Genomic DNA, 16,082 nt, shown 5'->3' on the forward strand with positions numbered 1-16,082 from the left:
GGGTCGCCGCGGCTGCGTTCAATGGCCGGTGGCGCCTGCGGCCGTCGGGACCATGGCCTGCGGCCGCAACAGCACGGCCCCGGCCAGCGCGGCGGCGGCCGCTGCACAGGCGCCCGCTAGGAAAGCCGTGTGATAGCCGCCGTTGAGCGCGGCCAGCGTGCTGGCACCGGCACTGGTCAGGGTGCTCGTCCGTGCCGCGGCGAGGCTGGCAAGCACCGCCAGGCCCAGGGCGCCGCCCATCATGAAGGCGGTGTTGACCACGCCAGAGGCCAGCCCGGACTGGTCCGGCGCCACGTCGCCCATCGCCGCCAGCAGAACCGGGTTGAAGGCGATGCCGGCGCCCAGGCCCAGCAGCATCATCGCCGGCAGTACGTCGACCACGAACCGACCGTCCACCGGCGCGCGGGCGAACAGCGCCAGCCCGGTCGCCGCCATCGTCAGCCCGGCGCCTAGCGGCAGGCGGATGCCGAAGCGCATCACCAGTCGCGCGGACAGGCCGACCGAGCAGGCGGCCATCACCAGGTTCGCCGGCAGGAACGCCAGCCCCACGCGGAACGGGTCGTAGCCCAGCACCTGCTGCATGTACAGCGCCGAGAGGAAGAACCAGGCGAACATCGCCGCGCACCACAGCACACCGATCAGACTGGCCACCGTGAGGTTGCGGTGGCGGAACAGTCCGAGCGGGATCAGCGGCGCGCGGATGCGCGCTTCGATGGTGACGAAGGCGACCAGCAGCACCAGCGCCACGGCCAGCACCCCCAGCGTGGCGGGCGACGTCCAGCCGGCCTCATTGCCGTGCACCACGGAGTAGATCGCCAGCGTCAGGGCGAGCGTCACGCTGGCGGCGCCGGCCACGTCGAGGCGGCCCTCGAATGGCTTGCGCGTGGCCGGCACCAGCCGCAGTGTGGCCAGCGCCACCAGCACGCCGATCGGCAGGTTCACCAGGAATATCCAGTGCCAACTCAGCGTGCTCGTGAGGAGACCACCGAGCAACACGCCGACACTCCCGCCACCGGCGCAGACGAACCCGTAGATGCCCATGGCCCGTGCGCGATCGGCCGGCGCCGTGAACAGATCCATGATCAGCGACAGCGCCACCGCCGACACCACCGCGCCGCCCAGTCCCTGCGCCGCGCGCGCCGCCACCAGCATCCGCTGTGAGGCGGCCAGGCCGCACAGCAGCGAGGCCACCGTGAAGGCGGTGAGGCCGAGCAGGAACACGCGGCGGTGCCCAAGCAGGTCGCCAAGCCGACCGGCCAGCAGCAGAAAGCCGCCGTAGGTAAGCATGTAGGCGTTGACCACCCATGCCAGCGCGGTCTCGGAAAAGCCGAGATCGGCCTTGATCGAGGGCAGGGCGACGTTCACGATCGTGGTGTCCAGCACGATCATCAGCACGCCCATGCAGAGCACGTAGAACGCTAGCCAGTCGTGCCGGGCGGGGGCGGCAGCAGTCATCGCGGATCTCCCGGGTGTGTAGTCGATCGAAGCGGCCGGGCGCGTGCAGCGGCCCGGCGCGAAGTAAGTAGCACGGCCACAGCCGCCCGGGCTACGGCACCTGGATCGCCTCGACCTGGATGCGCAGCGTCACCCCCATGTCGAACCCGTAGTCCTTGCCGCCCGGCATGCCGTAGGCGTCACGCTGAAAGGTGGCGAGCGCGTCGGCGCCGCACACCTCGCGTTTGAACAGCGGATGCGGCATGCATTTGAAGCTGCGGATGTCGAGCGTCAGCGGGTGGCTCACCCCGTGCAGGGTGAGCGTGCCGTCCACCCGCGTCGGTGCGCCGTTCCTGAAGCCCGCGAGCCGGCCCGTGTAGTGCGCCTGGGGCCATTGCCGGGTGTCGAACAGCTCGGGCCCCTGCGCGTACGCGTTGAGCTTGTCCTGGCCGAAGTCGGCGCTGGCCATGTCGACGCTGACGTCGACGCTGCCGGTCTGCTTCGCGCGATCGAGGATCACCGTGCCCCGACTGGCGTTGAACTTGCCGCGCCACACCGACAGCCCGCCCATGTGGTCCGCCTCGAAGCTGGGGTAGGTGTGATCCGGATCGATGCGATAGGTCACCGGCGTGGCGCTGGCGGTGGTGGCGGCCAGCGCGGCGAGCGTGGCAAGAGCCACGGCGAGCTTGCCGTCGGAACGGAGGCGGGTGGGCTGACGCATCGGGAGAGTCCTTGGCGGGATGGTGCCAAGGCGACGATCCACGCGCGACGGTTTCGACAACCGCAAAAAAAGAACGCGCGGACCGGCCGCGCGTTCTTGTTCAAGGCCTCCTGCTTCAAGCAGGGACGATCGCAGCGATCAGCGATGCCCGGTGGCGCGCTCCACTTCATCCTCGTCCGGCGGAATCTGCAGGTCGCTCGGATGCTGGCTGGCCTCCATCCGCTCGGCCTCGATGGACGGCGTCCGCCAGCCGGACTTCACGCCCCACAGGAAATACACCAGGCCGATCACCGCCACCACGACCAGATCCCAGCCGTACGGGATGTAGTTAAGGCCGCCGAACTTGGCGCTGCCGATCTTCGACACCGCGGCCAGGGTGATCAGGTAGGCGATCAGCCACCAGGCGCCCTTGAGGTGGCGGCCGAAGTCCTGCCAGCCGTGCTTGGCCTGGTAGTAGAAGTACACCGGCAGGGCGACCACCATCAGCAGGATGATCTCGCCCGTCAGCGGCCACTTGGCCCAGTACAGCAGCTCGGCGGACATGATGAAGGCGATACCGGCGATCACCGGCAGGCCGCTGAGCTTGAACGGGCGATGCAGCTCCGGCGCCGTGCGGCGCAGGGTCATCACGCTCACCGGGCCGGTGAGGTAGGAAATGATGGTGGACACCGAGATCACCGCGGCCAGCGAGTCCCAGCCGCGGAAGAAGAACAGGAACAGGAACGACACCACCAGGTTCAGCCACATCGCCGGGCGCGGTACACCCCAGGTCGGGTGCAGCCGGCCGAACACCTTCGGCAGCGTGCCGTTGCGCTCCATGCCGTAGATCATGCGGGCGGTGGTGGCGGTGTAGGTGATGCCGGTACCGCTGGGGCTGACGAAGGCGTCCGCGTAGAGCAGGATCGCCAGCCAGTTGAGGTTGACCAGCACCGCCAGCTCGGCGAACGGCGAGCTGAAGTCGATGCCCTTCCAGCCGGCGCGGGCCAGCAGGTCCGGCGGCACGGCGCCGAGGTAGGCCACCTGCAGCAGCACGTACACCACGGTGGCCAGAGCGATCGCGCCGATGATCGCGAACGGAATGCTGCGCCCCGGGTTGCGCGCTTCGCCGGCCAGGTTCACCGGGCTCTGGAAGCCGTTGAAGCTGAACACGATGCCGGCCGTGGCCACCGCGGTGAGAATCGCCGCGAAATCGTTCGCGTGGCTGCCGCCGGCCGCGCCCACCGAGAGGTTCTCGCTGTGGAAGCCGCTGGCGATGAGCGCGATGCCGGTGGCGGCCGGAATGATCAGCTTGATGATGGTGATCAGGCTGTTGGAGCGCGCGAACAGCTTCACGCTCCAGAAGTTGAGCAGGAAGTACACCACCACCAGCACCGCGGCGATGCCTAAGCCCAGGTGGCTCAGCTCGCCGTGCTTGCCGGGTGCGGCGTGGTACAGATCCTGCGCCCACTGCCACTTCCAGCCGGCCATGTATTGCACCGAGGCCTCGGCCTCCACCGGGATCACCGAGACGATCGCGATCCAGTTCGCCCACGCGGCAATGAAGCCCACCAGCGAGCCGTGCGAGTAGTGGCCGTAGCGCACCATGCCGCCGGATTCGGGGAACATCGCGCCCAGCTCGGCGTAGGTCAGCGCGATCGACAGGATGATCACCGCGCCCAGCACCCAGGCCCAGATCGCGCCCGGACCGGCCAGCTTGGCGGCGTTCCACGCGCCGAACAGCCAGCCCGAACCGATGATCGAGCCCAGGCCGGTGAACATCAGGGCGAAAGGTCCGACATCACGTCGGAGCGAACTCTGGTTTGCCATCGAGGAACCCCTGAGCGGCCTGATCGCCGCGGTTCAAAACCACGATAGTGGCAAAGTGGGCCAGGGCTGTCACGCCGCAGCGGCGCACCACGACGGTGCGATGCCGCCGCAACGGGCGCTGGTGGCGACGCGGCCCGCGCGCTCAGGGCGCCAGCGATACCACGCAGTCGATGCCGGCCCTGGCCATCTTCGCGTAGGGGCAGACGCGCTCGGTGTTGCGCACCAGTTCCTCGGCGACGGCGCGATCGACGCCCGGCAGGCGGATGTGGATCGTCGCGGTGAGCATGAACAGCCCATCGACCGGATCGCGGCCGAAGCTGACCTGGGCCACGACCTCGGCATCCGGGATCGCCACGCCTGCCCGCGCCGCGAGCAGGCTCAGCGCGCCGTGGAAGCATGCCGCGTAGCCGGCGGCGAACAGCTGTTCGGGATTGGTGCCGCCGCCCGGTCCGCCCAGTTGCTCGGGCATCCGCAACTGCAGCTCGAGCGCGCCGTCGTCCGAGCGGGCCACGCCGGAGGCCCGGCCGTGCCGGGATTCGCCGCCGTTGACCCGCACGGTGGCGGTGTACAGCGGAAGGAAGTCTGCACCGACATGCTTGTCGAGCAGGGAGAGGGGTGGGGGGCGCAGATCGGGCATGGCGGGTGCGAAGCTCCTCGAGGGTAGATGGAGCGCCCTCAGGCGAGAACGCCTTCTTCGGCGACGATCGCCGCCTGCACGCCCGGATCGTCCTCCATGCGGCGAGCGAAGCGCATCAGATGCTCCAGGCCGTACAACCCGATGTCCAGGTCGGCTGCCCAGCGCAGGATCACCAGCAGGTACGGGTCGGCGATCGAACGCGTGCCGACCAGCCAGTCGCGGCCGGCCAGCTCCTCGTCGAGTCGTGCGAGACAAGCTTGCAGGTGGCGCCGTGCGCCCTGGGCCGGCGCGCTCAGCGGTAGGGGGCTGGCCAGAAAGAACGACGCCGGCAGCAACGGCAGGAACGCCTTGTGCACATCGCCGTCGAGAAGGCCCAGCCAGCGCATCACCTCGGCGCGCCCGCGCGGTGATCCGTCACCGAACAGCCGCGCCTCGGGATGCAGATCGGCGAGGTAGCCGAGGATCGCCAGGTTCTCGCGAAGCACGAAGTCGCCGTGCTCCAGCATCGGCACCGGGGTTGTCTCATCGTGCCTGCGGTGCGCCGGCCACTCCGCGCTGTCGTCGCTGATCTGCACCGCGCGGTACGGCGCGCCGATCCACTCGAGCACGATGTGCGCGGCCAGCGAGCAGGCGCCCGGAAGGTAGTGCAGGTTCACGCCGCCGCTCCGCGGCGATCGCGCACCCAGCGGGCGAACCAGGTATCGAAGTCCTGCCTGCCCAGCATCGCGCCCTCGCCAGGGAGCAGCGTGCCGGCTCCCAGCACTGCGCCGAAATACGGTTCCTGCGGATCCGCCACGACCGTGCGCGAATCCCCGGTGGCGGTGAGGAACCGCTGCACCCACTGCGCCAACGGTGCCTGCTGCGGGCCGCCGATTTCCACCGTCCCGTGCACCGGTGCGCCCAGCGCGCAATCAGCCACCGCGGCGGCGACGTCTTCGGCGGCGATGGGCTGCATCAGTCCGCTGGACATGCGCAGCGGCTGGCCCGCCTCGCCCGGGCCGGCGATGGCGCCGAGAAACTCGAAGAACTGCGTGGCCTGGACAATGGTGTAGGGAATGCCGGCCGCGCAGATCAGCGCCTCCTGCGCCGCCTTGGCGCGGATGTAGCCGCTCGCAGCAAATGCCGGCCGCCCGGTGCCCACCACCGACAGCGCCACGTGATGCTTCACTCCGGCGCGCTGTTCCGCGGCGGCAAGATGGCGGCCCGCGTTCTCGAAGAACGCCAGCACCGCCTGGTCTTCGAACGAGGGCGAATTGGCCACGTCCACCACCACGTCGGTGCCCGTCAGCGCCGCGTCCAGCCCGTGCCCGGTAACCGCGTTGATGCCGGTCGATGGCGCGGCGGCCACCACCTCGTGCCCGCGTCGGCGCAGGCGCTCGACGACCTTGCTGCCGATCAGTCCGGTACCGCCGATGACGACGAATTTCATGGGAAGCCTCCGCGGGCGTGGGCGCCAGTGGCGCGGGATGAAGGCATGCTAGGCGCGGCCGGCGGTGCCCGGTAGCAACGCGGCTGGGCTCACCGTGTTGCCCCGGAGGCACCAATCGCCGGGCCGGATCAGCCGCGGTCGGTGCCGACGGCTTCGCGTGGTGCGCGCGCCGTCGTGTCGGGCATGGGCGTGAGGCCGGTGGCACATTCCAGGTCCAGCGCGCGCACGGCGGTGATCATGTAGTCGATGAACACGCGCACCCGCGCGGGCAGCTGCAGCCGGCTCAGGTAGCACAGGTAGTGCCCGCGATCGTCCGGCGCGTACGGCGTGAGGCAAGCCACCAGGCGACCGGCGCGCAGGTGGTCGCTGACCAGATAGCCGGGCAGCTGTGCAATGCCGTGGCCGTCGAGGACCGCCTGCAAAACCAGCTCGTCGTCGTTGAACGTCCAGCTCGACGAGGGCAGGAGCCTCTGCACCCGCCCGCCCACTTTGAACTCCCACTCGCACATCCGCCCCGACGACGCGCGGGAGGTGATGCAGCGGTGCGCGGACAGGTCTTCCACTTGCCGCGGCAGCCCTTGGGATTGCCGGTAGGTGGGTGCCGCGCAGACCAGCATCGGCATGGGAATGAGCTGCCGGGCCACCACCTGGCTGTCTTCCAGGCGCCCATCGCGGAAGGCGAGGTCGACCCGGTTCGCGCTGAAGTCGATGGCGCGGTCGTCCAGCGTCAGGTCGATGGCGATCTCCGGATAGCGGTCGCGAAAGCCGTGCAGCAGCGGCGCCACGATGCGCCGTCCAAAGTTACTCGTGGCGGCGATGCGCAGCTGCCCGCGGGGCGGCCCCTCGCGCAGCTCGCGCATGTCTTCCAGCGCCTGCACGATCCGCTCCACGCCGGGGTGGCAGTTGCGGTAGAACAGCTCGCCTTCGCGGGTCAGCGCGGTATGGCGGGTGGTGCGCTGGAACAGCCGCGCGCCCAGCTGGGCTTCCAGCTTCTGCACGCTGCGGCTGACCGCGGAGCGGCCGATGCCGAGCCGATCGCCGGCGCGGGCGAAGCTGCCTTCGGTCGCCACGGCGATAAACGCCACCACGCCCGTATAGCTGGAGGAAAAGGTGGCGGCGAGTGCGTCCTGCTGGGCGCCGTTGAGTTGGACTTGGGCGTCGGAGTTCATCGTCGTTTCCGGTCAGGTCGGCGCCAGCAGCGGCGCGTTCAATGCCGGCAGCAGCCGGCCCCACCGATCAGACGTCCGGGTCGCGAGATTCGTGACACCGCCGCGATTGTTTCCTGCGCAGAAACACGAGGAGCCCGTGGCCGGATCTACCGGGCGGAACACCGCGAACCTAGGCTGGCCCTGTCTCGTCACCGAGCGCGAGCTGCGTCTTCGCCCCCCACGCACACGTCCCCCACGCCCACCCATCCCCCACCTACCGAGGATTTGAATCATGGCCCAGCGAATCGACTACCAGCAGCAGGCCCCCGAACTGTTCAAGAAGCTCGTGGCCATCAGCATGCAGGCCGCCCAGGGCGGCGTCGGCGCGACCATCGGCCATCTGGCCGAGATCCGCGCCTCGCAGCTCAACGGCTGCGCCTTCTGCGTGGACATGCACGTGAAGCAGGCGCTGATTCATGGCGAGCGCCCGCTGCGCATTCATCACCTGACGGTGTGGCGCGAGTCGCCGCTGTTCTCCGACCGCGAACGCGCGGCGCTGGCCTGGACCGAGGCGCTCACGCAACTGCCGCCGCACGGCGTGTCGGACGATCTCTACGCCCAGGTGCGCGAGCAGTTTTCCGAGAAGGAACTCACCGAGCTCACCTACACGGTGATGGCGATCAACGCCTGGAACCGCGTCAATGTCGCCTTCACCAGCGTCCCCGGTTCCGCCGACAAGGCCTACGGGCTGGACAAGGCCGGCCTGGCCTGACGCTTCCCGACCGGCACGCCGATGGTCGTGCCGGTCGCCGCTTCCACGACCCGTTGCGCTCCGCGCGGGTCACTCAAGAGAACACGCCCATGCGCATTTTGAAGACATTCGCACCGCTGTTGCTGCTTGCCACCGGCACGGTGGCCGCACACCAGACGCATCACGCCGCGCCCGCCTCGGGCGCACCGATGGCCCAGGTTTCGGAGCTGATGACCCAGGCGCTGAAGGACTACCCGGGCAAGGAAGGCAAGATGATCCTGGTGACCTATCCGCCGGGCTCGGTCGACCCGGTCCATCGCCACAACGCCGAGGCCTTCGTCTACGTGCTCGAGGGCCACATCGAGATGGGCCTGAACGGCAAAGTCGGTGACGTTGGGGCCGGGACAGACCTTCCACGAAGGGCCAGCCGACCTCCACACGGTGGGTCGCAACGCCAGCAAGACCGAGCCGGCCCGCTTCGTGGTGTTCCTCCTGAAGGATCAGCACGCCCCGGTGCTGATTCCGCAGCAGTAAGCGCCTGCGCGACAGCGTCTGGCGGCACACTCCTGGCGCGTTCGCTAACGCGCCAGGGGCGTGATCGCTATCAGCACTCGATCACGTTCACCGCGAGGCCGCCGCGCGAGGTTTCCTTGTACTTGTCCTTCATGTCGCGGCCGGTGGCGCGCATGGTGGCGATCACCTTGTCCAGCGACACGCGATGCTTGCCGTCGCTCTTGAGCGCCATGCGGCTGGCGTTGATCGCCTTCACCGAGCCCATCGCGTTGCGCTCGATGCAGGGGATCTGCACCAGGCCGCCGATGGGGTCGCAGGTGAGGCCGAGGTTGTGTTCCATGCCGATCTCGGCGGCGTTCTCCACCTGCCAGATGCTGCCGCCCAGTGCCGCGGTGAGGCCGCCGGCAGCCATCGAGCAGGCCACGCCTACCTCACCCTGACAGCCCACCTCGGCGCCGGAGATCGAAGCGTTCTCCTTGTAGAGGATGCCGATCGCGGCGGCAGTGAGCAGGAAGTCGACCACGCCGTGCTCGTCGAAGCGCGCGCAGAAGTGGCGGAAGTACATCAGCACCGCCGGCACGATGCCGGCCGCGCCGTTGGTCGGCGCAGTGACCACGCGACCACCGGCGGCGTTCTCCTCGTTCACTGCCAGCGCGTAGAGATTGACCCAGTCCAGGATGGTCAACGGGTCCTTCAGTGCGGCCTCGGGCTGGCGGCGCAGATCCTCGGCCATCGCCGGAGCCCGGCGCGTCACCTTCAGCCCACCGGGCAGCACGCCGGGCGAGCGCAGGCCGCGCGCCACGCAATCCTGCATCGCCTGCCAGATGGTGAGCAGGCCGGCGCGCGTCTCCGCCTCGGGCCGCCACACACTCTCGTTGGCCAGCATGAGCTGGGCGATGGTCAGGCCGTGCTGTTCGCACAGCTTGAGCAGTTCGTCGCCGCTGGAAAACGGGTACGGCTGTTCAGTGGTGTCCGCAACGATGCGGTCTTCGGCCGCCTCGTCGTGGTTCACCACGAAGCCGCCGCCGACCGAGTAGTAGTCGCGCGTGGCCAGCTCGTTGCCCTGCGCGTCGTAGGCAGAGAAACGCATGCCGTTGGTGTGGAACGGCAGCTTCTGGCGCTTGTTGAACACCAGGTCGGCCTTCTCGTCGAACACGATCTCGTGCTTGCCGAGCAGGCGGATGCGGTGGGTCTTGCGGATGCGCGCCAGCGTGTCGGGAATCGTGTCCGGATCGACCGAGTCCGGGTGCGCGCCTTCCAGCCCCAGCAGCACCGCCTTGTCCGTGCCGTGGCCGCGGCCGGTCATCGCCAGCGAGCCGAACAGTTCGGCGCGCACGCGCGTCACGCGGTTGAGCACGCCCTTCTCTTCCAGCCAGCGCTCGCCAAAGCGTGCGGCGGCACGCATCGGTCCGACCGTGTGCGAGGACGAGGGACCGATACCGATCTTGAAGAGGTCGAAAACGCTGACGGCCATGAATGCGCTGCGGAAGAGTGGGGAAGGGCCGCTATTCTAGGCGCTCCTGCCGGCCCGGCGTCTGTACGCCCGCGTGTGTTGATGAGCCACCTGATCCTTTACCAGCGCGACTACTGCCACCTGTGCGATCAGGCACTGGCCGTGATGGCCGAGGCGCGCGCGCCGGATTTCGAAAGCGAATGGGTGGACGACAGCGCTGAACTGGAAGCGCGCTACGGCACCCGCGTGCCGGTGCTGCGCGACACGCGCGACGGCCGCGAGCTGGACTGGCCGTTCGATGCGGCGGCGGTGCGACGTTTTCTGGCGCCTACCACCGGCGGCTAACGAATCGGCCGCGGGCGGCCACCCATCCACGCGATCGACACGCCGTGGCGATCAGAGTGGATCGTCCCGATCAACCGGCCCCGCCGCCATGAAATGGTCACGCCGCACTGCCTGGATCGTTTTCGTCATCGCGCTGCTGGTGATCATCGCCGTGGGCTTCTACCGCGCCGCGATCCACGAGGAGCCACGCCCGGAAACCGCACCGGCTTCGTCGAACCCAGCGGGACCGTCCGCTCGCTAGCGCGCGTCGTTGCAGCCATCGCACCGACGCGTTGGCGGCGGTCTGTTATTTCGCGATCAGGTTCAGATGCGCGGTGACCGTGACCTCGTCGGCGATCACCGAGGTGTCGGCGTAGTCGCCACCGCCCACGCCGAACTCCAGCCGCTTCAGCGCGCCCTTCACGTCCAGCGTGGCGCCGGCGGTGGTCGGCTTGAAGTCCACCGTGAGGCTCACCGGCTTGGTCACGCCGTGCAAGGTGAGGTTGCCGTCGGCGGTGACGGTGTTGCCGTTGCGATGGAACGCGGTGGTGACGAAGTGCGCCTTGGGAAATTGGGCGACGTCGAAGAAGTCGCTGCCGGGCAGGGCGGTGTCGCGGTCGTTGTCGCCGGTCTTGGCGCTGGCGAGGTCCACGGTGACGTCGAACTTCGACGCGTCGAGATGCGCGGCGTCGTAGGCGATGGCGGCATCGAACTTCTCGAAGTGGCCGTCGAAGCCGGAGCCCTGGAAGTTGCCGTGGAAGGCGAGCGTGCTGCCGGCGCTCTGCACGGTGTAGTCGGCGGCGCTGGCGAGACCGGGCAGGGCGAGGGCGCACAGGAGCAGGGCGAGACGCGTCATGGTCGATCTCCTTTGGGGGAAGGGCATCAGTTGCGAGGACGGCCGAACGGCAGCATCCGGCGCAGCACGTTGTCGTTGTCGAACACGTGGTGCTTGAGCGCGGCGCCGACGTGCGCCACCAGCACCAGCAGCAGCGCCCAGAACAGGAGCTCGTGGGCTTCGTGGGCGAGATGGGCGAGGTCTTCGTTCTTGCCAGCGATGGCCGGCAGGTTGAACAGCTTGAAGTACTGCAGCGGGAAGCCGCGCAGCGAGTTGAACCACCAGCCGGTGAGCGGCAGCGCCACGATCATCAGGTAGAGCACGCCGTGCACCGCGTGCGCCGCCAGTTGCTGCCAGCGCGGGCCGGGCTCGTCCTTGGGGCGACGATCGAACGCGCGCCACACGAGCCGCAGCGCGAACAGCGCCAGCACCGTGAGGCCGATCGACTTGTGCCAGGCGTACACGCTGATCTTGCTCATCGACGGCGTCATGTCGGTCATCAGCAGGCCCCACACGCCGTTGACCAGGATGGCCAGCGCCATGATCCAGTGGAAGAACTTCGCGACGCTGCCCCACTGGCGGTCGGTACTGCGCAGGCTCATGGTGATCCCTGGGTGGAGGAAGAAGCGGTGGCCGGTGCCGCGCCGTCGTCGCGGATCGCCTCGATCTCCATGCGCACCAGCACCTGGTCGCCGATGGAGTTGGCGAACGCGGTGATGCCGAAGTCGCGTCGATCCAGCGCGGCGGTGGCCGAGAAGCCAGCCACGGTGTGCAGACCGTAGACGGTGCGGGCGAGGCGGTTGAATTGGAACGGCACATCCACTGCCTTCGTCACCCCGCGCAGGGTGAGCTGGCCGTGGATCACGCCGTGGCTGTCGTCGGTGCGCTCGACCGAGCGGCTGACGAAGTGGGCATAGCGGTGGCCGGTCGCATCGAGCAGCGAAGGCTTGAGCACGGCCTGGTTCCAGTCCGCGTCGCCCATGTCCAGGCTGTCGAGGTCGATGTCCAGCTCGGTGGCGGAGTTTTCCCAGTGGTCGGGATCGAAGCGCAGCCAGCCGCGGGCGATGTGCAGGCGCCCCCACGGCCGCGAATAGCCGTCGTGGGTGATGTTGAAGAGCACCTGGCTGTGCACGGTGTCGAAGCGGTAGCTCTCGCTGCCCGCGCGTGCGGGCGCAGCGGCACCGAGCGCAAGGGCGGCGAGGATGATCCATGCGGGCAGGCGCAACGTCATGACGAAAGTCTGGCCGAAGAGCGATGACGGTGCCAGCGCGTCGGGTGGAACAGATTGTCTCGCTGGCGCACCCCTGGTGGCCGCTGCGGCAAGCCAGCGCGCCGACGCTAGGAATCTCTGATAGATCGGCCGCCGGCGTTTTTTGGCATGATCGTGCGCTCGCGCCGCATTTGACGGCGCTGACGGCCGCCGGTTTCGACCGGATCGGGTCGCGCGTGTCCGCAGGGGGATGGCTCATGGTGTCGTGGTTGCTGGGACTGATGTTGGCGTTCGCCACGCCCATGGCGAGCGGCAGCGCCGCACCCGCCGCGCCACCGGCCCAGACGGCCCAGCCGTTGGCCACGCCCCAGTTCCGCCGCTACGGCCTGGCCGATGGCCTGCCGGGGCCGATGGTCTACACGGTGGTACAGGATCACCAGGGCGCGATGTGGTTTGGCACCACCGGTGGCATCGGCCGCTACGACGGCGTCGGCTTCACCGTGTTCCGCCACGACGTGGACGATCCGCACTCGCTGCCGAACAACCAGGTCTACACGCTGTACGTCGATCACAGCGGTCGGCTCTGGGCCGGCGGCGTATCGGGCGGACTGAGCCGCTATGAGCCGGCCAGCGACGGCTTCACCAACTGGCAGCACGACGACGCCGACCCGGCGAGCCTCGCGCACGATGAGGTGTGGTCGATCGCGCAGACGCCCGACGGCCGGCTGTGGGTGGCCACCCAGGACGGCCTTGATCGCCTGCGCAGCGACGGCCGCCACTTCGAGCACATGACCGACACCACGCTGCCGCCGGACCTCGCGCCGCGCGGCTTCGGTCCCACCCGCGCGTTGCTGGCCGAGGACAACGGCCGGCTGTGGATCGGCAGCGAGCGCGGCATCTACCTGCGCAGTCCGGACGGCGCATTGCGGCGGGTGCCGGTCGATCCCGCGTTCCACGGTGACCTCAGCAAGATCTGGCGGATCGAAGGCGGCGGCGACGAGGTGCGGGTAGCGACCAGCGGCGGCCTGCTGCGCATCGGCCCCGACGGCGTGGCGCGCCCGATTTCCGCCCGGCTCACCGGGCTGCGCTCGATGAGCAGCGTGCGCGATGCACGGGGCCGGTTGTGGGTGGGCACGCTAAACGGCGCATGGCTGGATGACGGCGACGGCAACGGCCGCATGTTTACCGGCCACTCGCTGCTGCCCGGCGGCCTGCCGGCCGACGGCGTCTGGCAGATCACGCGTGACCGCGAAGGCGGCCTGTGGTTTGCCGTGGCCGATGGCGGGGCCGCCTACCTCGGCCCCGGCTGGGACGGCTTCAGCCGCATGACCCATGTGCCGGACGACCCGACCAGCCTCGCCACCACCGCGGCCGAAGTCGTGGTTGGCAGCCGCGACAACCGGCTGTGGGTGGGCGAGGTCGGCGGCATCGACAAGCTCGATCCGGCCACCGGCGCGGTCGAGCATGTGGTGGCGCACATGCCCGAGTCGTTGATCTCGATGGTGGAAGATCCGCAAGGGCACCTGTGGGCGGCCGGCCAGGGCGCGCTGTACGTGGTGCAGGGCGACCAGGTGCAGCCGGTGGACACCGCGCCCGTCGGGCTGACGCGACCCACCCGCCTGGTCTATTCGGACGATGGCCACGTCTACGTGGCGGCGTGGGGCGAAGGCATCTTCGCGATCGACGTCCGCACTCGCGAGATCACCCCGGTGCCGATGCCGGACGCGCCCGATGCCGGCATCGTCTCGGTGTTCGCGACGCACGATGGCGACCCGTGGTACGCCAGCGCCGCCGGCCTGATGCGGCTGGACCGCGACCGCCATCGCATGGTGTTCGTCGAGGGCGTGCCGCAGCGCTTCGTGATGGCCGTGGCCTTCGACCACACGGGCTTCTGGCTGGCCTGGGAGAACGGCCTGGAGCATTACCGCTACGCCAACGGCCGCGCGGTGAGCGATCGCGTGGTGGCGGTGCCGGCCGAATGGCAGCGCCGCGACATCCTCGGCATGCGGGCCGATCGCGAGGATCGCCTGTGGTTGTTTGCGGCACAGGGCCTGTGGCGTTTCGACCCGAGCTCCGGCGCGTTCACCCGGTTCGGGCCGCAGGATGGCCTGCTGCAGGGCGAGTTCAACAACGACCGCACGGCGATGCTGACCAACGGCATGATCTACGGCGCCACCAAGGGCGGCGTGGTCGGCTTCAGTCCCGAGCGGCTGGCGGCGCGCCCGCCGGCCATCGTGGCGCCAAACGTGTTTCTCAGTGCGGTGAGCGTGCGTCGGCAGGGCGCCGAGCGAGCGTTGCCGGTGGACGGTCAGCCGCTGACGCTGGGCTGGCGCGACCGCGACCTGCACGTGGTGGCGCGCGCCTCCTCGTACGTCAATCCCGCGGGCAACCGCTTCCGCTTCCGTCTCGACGGTTTCGACAGCGGCTGGGTGGATGTCGGCCCGCACGGCGAGCGCGAGTTCGCCGGGCTCGGCGCCGGCGACTACACCCTTCAGGTGATGGCCGCCGCACCGGGCGGCACGTGGGGCACGTTGGCCACGCCGCTGGCGATCCATGTCGATGCTCCACCGTGGGACCGCTGGTGGGCATGGCTGGCTTACGCGGTGATCGCAGGGGCGCTGGCCGCCGCGGTCGCATTGGCCTGGCGCCGTCGCCTGGCGCAGCGCCACCGTATCCAGCTGGCCGAGCAGCAGCGCCATCTGGCCGAGCAGGCCAACGCGGCGAAGACGCAGTTCCTGGCCACGCTCAGCCACGAGATCCGCACGCCGATGACCGGCGTGATCGGCATGGCCGAGCTCTTGCTCACCACCCCGCTGCGGCCGGACCAGAGCGATTACGCGCACGCCATGCAGCGCTCCGGCACGATGCTGCTGAAGCTGCTCAACGATGCGCTCGACCTGGCGCGCATCGAGGCCGGCCGCTTCGTGCTGGAGCCGGCGCCGTTCGACCCGCGGCAGTTGCTCGACGACGTGGCACGACTGGTCGCCGGGCAGGCGCGCAGCAAGGGCATCGCCTTCGCGCTGGAGCTGGCGCCTGACCTGCCGAGCTCGCTGCTCGGCGATGCGCTGCGGATCGAGCAGATCCTGCTCAACCTGGTCACCAATGCGGTGAAGTTCACCGAGCGCGGCAAGGTCACGCTCGGGGCGCAGCGCACGGCCGACGGTGTGATGTTCAGCGTGGCCGACACCGGCCCGGGTATCCCGGAGGCCAGCCAGTCGCGCCTGTTCCAGCGCTTCGAGCAGGAGGACAGCCCGCAGCGCCGCGCCGGCAGCGGGCTGGGCCTGGCGATCTGCCGCGAGCTGGTGACCCTGATGGGCGGCTCGATCGAGCTGGAGTCGCGCCTGGCGCATGGCAGTACGTTCCGTGTGCGGCTGCCGCTGCGGTCATTGTCTTCGCCCGTGCCCGGCGCCGCGCCGCCGTCGATGAGCCTGCGCGTGCTGCACGTGCTGCTGGTGGAAGACGACGTCACCGTGGCGGCGGTGATCCGCGGGCTGCTCGAACGCCAGGGGCACGTGGTCACGCATGTGGGCAACGGGCTCAGTGCGCTGGTCGAGCTCGATGCGGGTCCGTTCGACGTGCTGCTGCTGGACCTGGACCTGCCCGGCGTGGACGGCTTCCAGCTGGCGCGGATGATCCGCCAGCGCGAGCCGGCGGGCGATCGCCTGCCGATCGTGGCGATCACCGCGCGCTCCGGCGGCGATGAGGAGCAGCGCAGTCGCGAGGCGGGCATGGATCACTTTCTGCGCAAGCCGCTCTCCGGAGAACAACTGGCTCGCGCGATGGAAGTGGCGATCGCGGCGGCCGCACTGCCGGTGTGACGC

Annotated in this window: 16 protein-coding genes and 1 pseudogene; 6 read left to right on the forward strand and 11 right to left on the reverse strand. The window is 69.4% G+C overall.

All coding sequences use genetic code 11. The features are described from left to right. Positions 1-18: 18 nt before the first annotated feature. From ACQVBX_RS00050 to ACQVBX_RS00080, 7 genes are all read right to left on the reverse strand, one after another. Positions 19-1,455 carry a DHA2 family efflux MFS transporter permease subunit gene (locus ACQVBX_RS00050; RefSeq protein ID WP_431635860.1) on the reverse strand — a complete coding sequence of 479 codons (1,437 nt, stop codon included), beginning with the start codon at positions 1,453-1,455 and terminating at the stop codon, positions 19-21. Between the two features lie 91 nt (positions 1,456-1,546). Further along, positions 1,547-2,155 (reverse strand): YceI family protein, encoded by a 609-nt coding sequence (locus tag ACQVBX_RS00055; protein ID WP_431635861.1) that lies wholly within the window; start codon positions 2,153-2,155, stop codon positions 1,547-1,549. A 138-nt stretch (positions 2,156-2,293) separates the two neighbouring features. After that, positions 2,294-3,961 carry an APC family permease gene (locus ACQVBX_RS00060; RefSeq protein ID WP_431635862.1) on the reverse strand — a complete coding sequence of 556 codons (1,668 nt, stop codon included), beginning with the start codon at positions 3,959-3,961 and terminating at the stop codon, positions 2,294-2,296. Positions 3,962-4,103: 142 nt separating this feature from the next. Then, complete coding sequence (locus tag ACQVBX_RS00065; RefSeq protein ID WP_431635863.1) at positions 4,104-4,598, reverse strand: Ohr family peroxiredoxin; 495 nt, start codon at positions 4,596-4,598, stop codon at positions 4,104-4,106. A 38-nt stretch (positions 4,599-4,636) separates the two neighbouring features. Continuing rightward, positions 4,637-5,254: a glutathione S-transferase family protein gene (locus ACQVBX_RS00070; protein WP_431635864.1), complete on the reverse strand. Its 618-nt coding sequence runs from the start codon at positions 5,252-5,254 to the stop codon at positions 4,637-4,639. Continuing rightward, complete coding sequence (locus ACQVBX_RS00075; protein WP_431635865.1) at positions 5,251-6,027, reverse strand: SDR family oxidoreductase; 777 nt, start codon at positions 6,025-6,027, stop codon at positions 5,251-5,253. Before ACQVBX_RS00075 ends, ACQVBX_RS00070 begins: the two co-directional genes overlap by 4 nt. A gap of 128 nt (positions 6,028-6,155) precedes the next feature. Then, positions 6,156-7,196, reverse strand: coding sequence for a LysR substrate-binding domain-containing protein (locus ACQVBX_RS00080; RefSeq protein WP_431635866.1), 1,041 nt, complete (start codon positions 7,194-7,196; stop codon positions 6,156-6,158). A 271-nt stretch (positions 7,197-7,467) separates the two neighbouring features. On the opposite strand from ACQVBX_RS00080, the gene ACQVBX_RS00085 reads away from it, so the two are divergent. The 3 genes and pseudogenes from ACQVBX_RS00085 (at position 7,468) to ACQVBX_RS00095 (ending at position 8,460) form a co-directional block, all read left to right on the forward strand. Beyond that, positions 7,468-7,947 (forward strand): carboxymuconolactone decarboxylase family protein, encoded by a 480-nt coding sequence (locus tag ACQVBX_RS00085; RefSeq protein ID WP_431635867.1) that lies wholly within the window; start codon positions 7,468-7,470, stop codon positions 7,945-7,947. 251 nt (positions 7,948-8,198) lie between these two features. After that, positions 8,199-8,270: pseudogene (locus ACQVBX_RS00090) on the forward strand (cupin domain-containing protein); the annotation flags it as partial. 43 nt (positions 8,271-8,313) lie between these two features. After that, the gene (locus ACQVBX_RS00095; RefSeq protein WP_431638229.1) at positions 8,314-8,460 is read left to right on the forward strand and encodes a hypothetical protein; all 147 of its coding nucleotides are present in this window, start codon (positions 8,314-8,316) and stop codon (positions 8,458-8,460) included. 70 nt (positions 8,461-8,530) lie between these two features. Here the strand turns inward: ACQVBX_RS00095 and ACQVBX_RS00100 are convergent, their stop codons facing one another. After that, the gene (locus tag ACQVBX_RS00100; protein WP_431635868.1) at positions 8,531-9,913 is read right to left on the reverse strand and encodes an L-serine ammonia-lyase; all 1,383 of its coding nucleotides are present in this window, start codon (positions 9,911-9,913) and stop codon (positions 8,531-8,533) included. 81 nt (positions 9,914-9,994) lie between these two features. On the opposite strand from ACQVBX_RS00100, the gene ACQVBX_RS00105 reads away from it, so the two are divergent. Together ACQVBX_RS00105 and ACQVBX_RS00110 are read left to right on the forward strand one after the other, a co-directional pair. Beyond that, positions 9,995-10,237, forward strand: coding sequence for a glutaredoxin family protein (locus tag ACQVBX_RS00105; RefSeq protein WP_431635869.1), 243 nt, complete (start codon positions 9,995-9,997; stop codon positions 10,235-10,237). Positions 10,238-10,325: 88 nt separating this feature from the next. Continuing rightward, entirely contained in the window at positions 10,326-10,478 is a 153-nt protein-coding gene (locus ACQVBX_RS00110; RefSeq protein WP_431635870.1) for a hypothetical protein, read from the forward strand. Between the two features lie 45 nt (positions 10,479-10,523). On the opposite strand, the gene ACQVBX_RS00115 is transcribed toward ACQVBX_RS00110, so the two are convergent. Genes ACQVBX_RS00115 through ACQVBX_RS00125 form a run of 3 tightly spaced genes read right to left on the reverse strand, consistent with a single transcriptional unit; the run spans position 10,524 to position 12,282 of the window. Next, positions 10,524-11,072 (reverse strand): YceI family protein, encoded by a 549-nt coding sequence (locus ACQVBX_RS00115; protein ID WP_431635871.1) that lies wholly within the window; start codon positions 11,070-11,072, stop codon positions 10,524-10,526. Positions 11,073-11,098: 26 nt separating this feature from the next. Further along, positions 11,099-11,653 (reverse strand): cytochrome b, encoded by a 555-nt coding sequence (locus tag ACQVBX_RS00120; RefSeq protein ID WP_431635872.1) that lies wholly within the window; start codon positions 11,651-11,653, stop codon positions 11,099-11,101. Next, positions 11,650-12,282 (reverse strand): YceI family protein, encoded by a 633-nt coding sequence (locus ACQVBX_RS00125; protein ID WP_431635873.1) that lies wholly within the window; start codon positions 12,280-12,282, stop codon positions 11,650-11,652. Before ACQVBX_RS00125 ends, ACQVBX_RS00120 begins: the two co-directional genes overlap by 4 nt. 236 nt (positions 12,283-12,518) lie before the next feature. Between ACQVBX_RS00125 and ACQVBX_RS00130 the strand changes: the two genes are divergently transcribed. Further along, positions 12,519-16,079 carry a two-component regulator propeller domain-containing protein gene (locus tag ACQVBX_RS00130; RefSeq protein ID WP_431635874.1) on the forward strand — a complete coding sequence of 1,187 codons (3,561 nt, stop codon included), beginning with the start codon at positions 12,519-12,521 and terminating at the stop codon, positions 16,077-16,079. Positions 16,080-16,082: the final 3 nt, after the last annotated feature.

This window comes from Dyella thailandensis, from assembly GCF_050749815.1.
In the GTDB taxonomy this organism is placed as follows: Bacteria; Pseudomonadota; Gammaproteobacteria; order Xanthomonadales; family Rhodanobacteraceae; genus Dyella_A.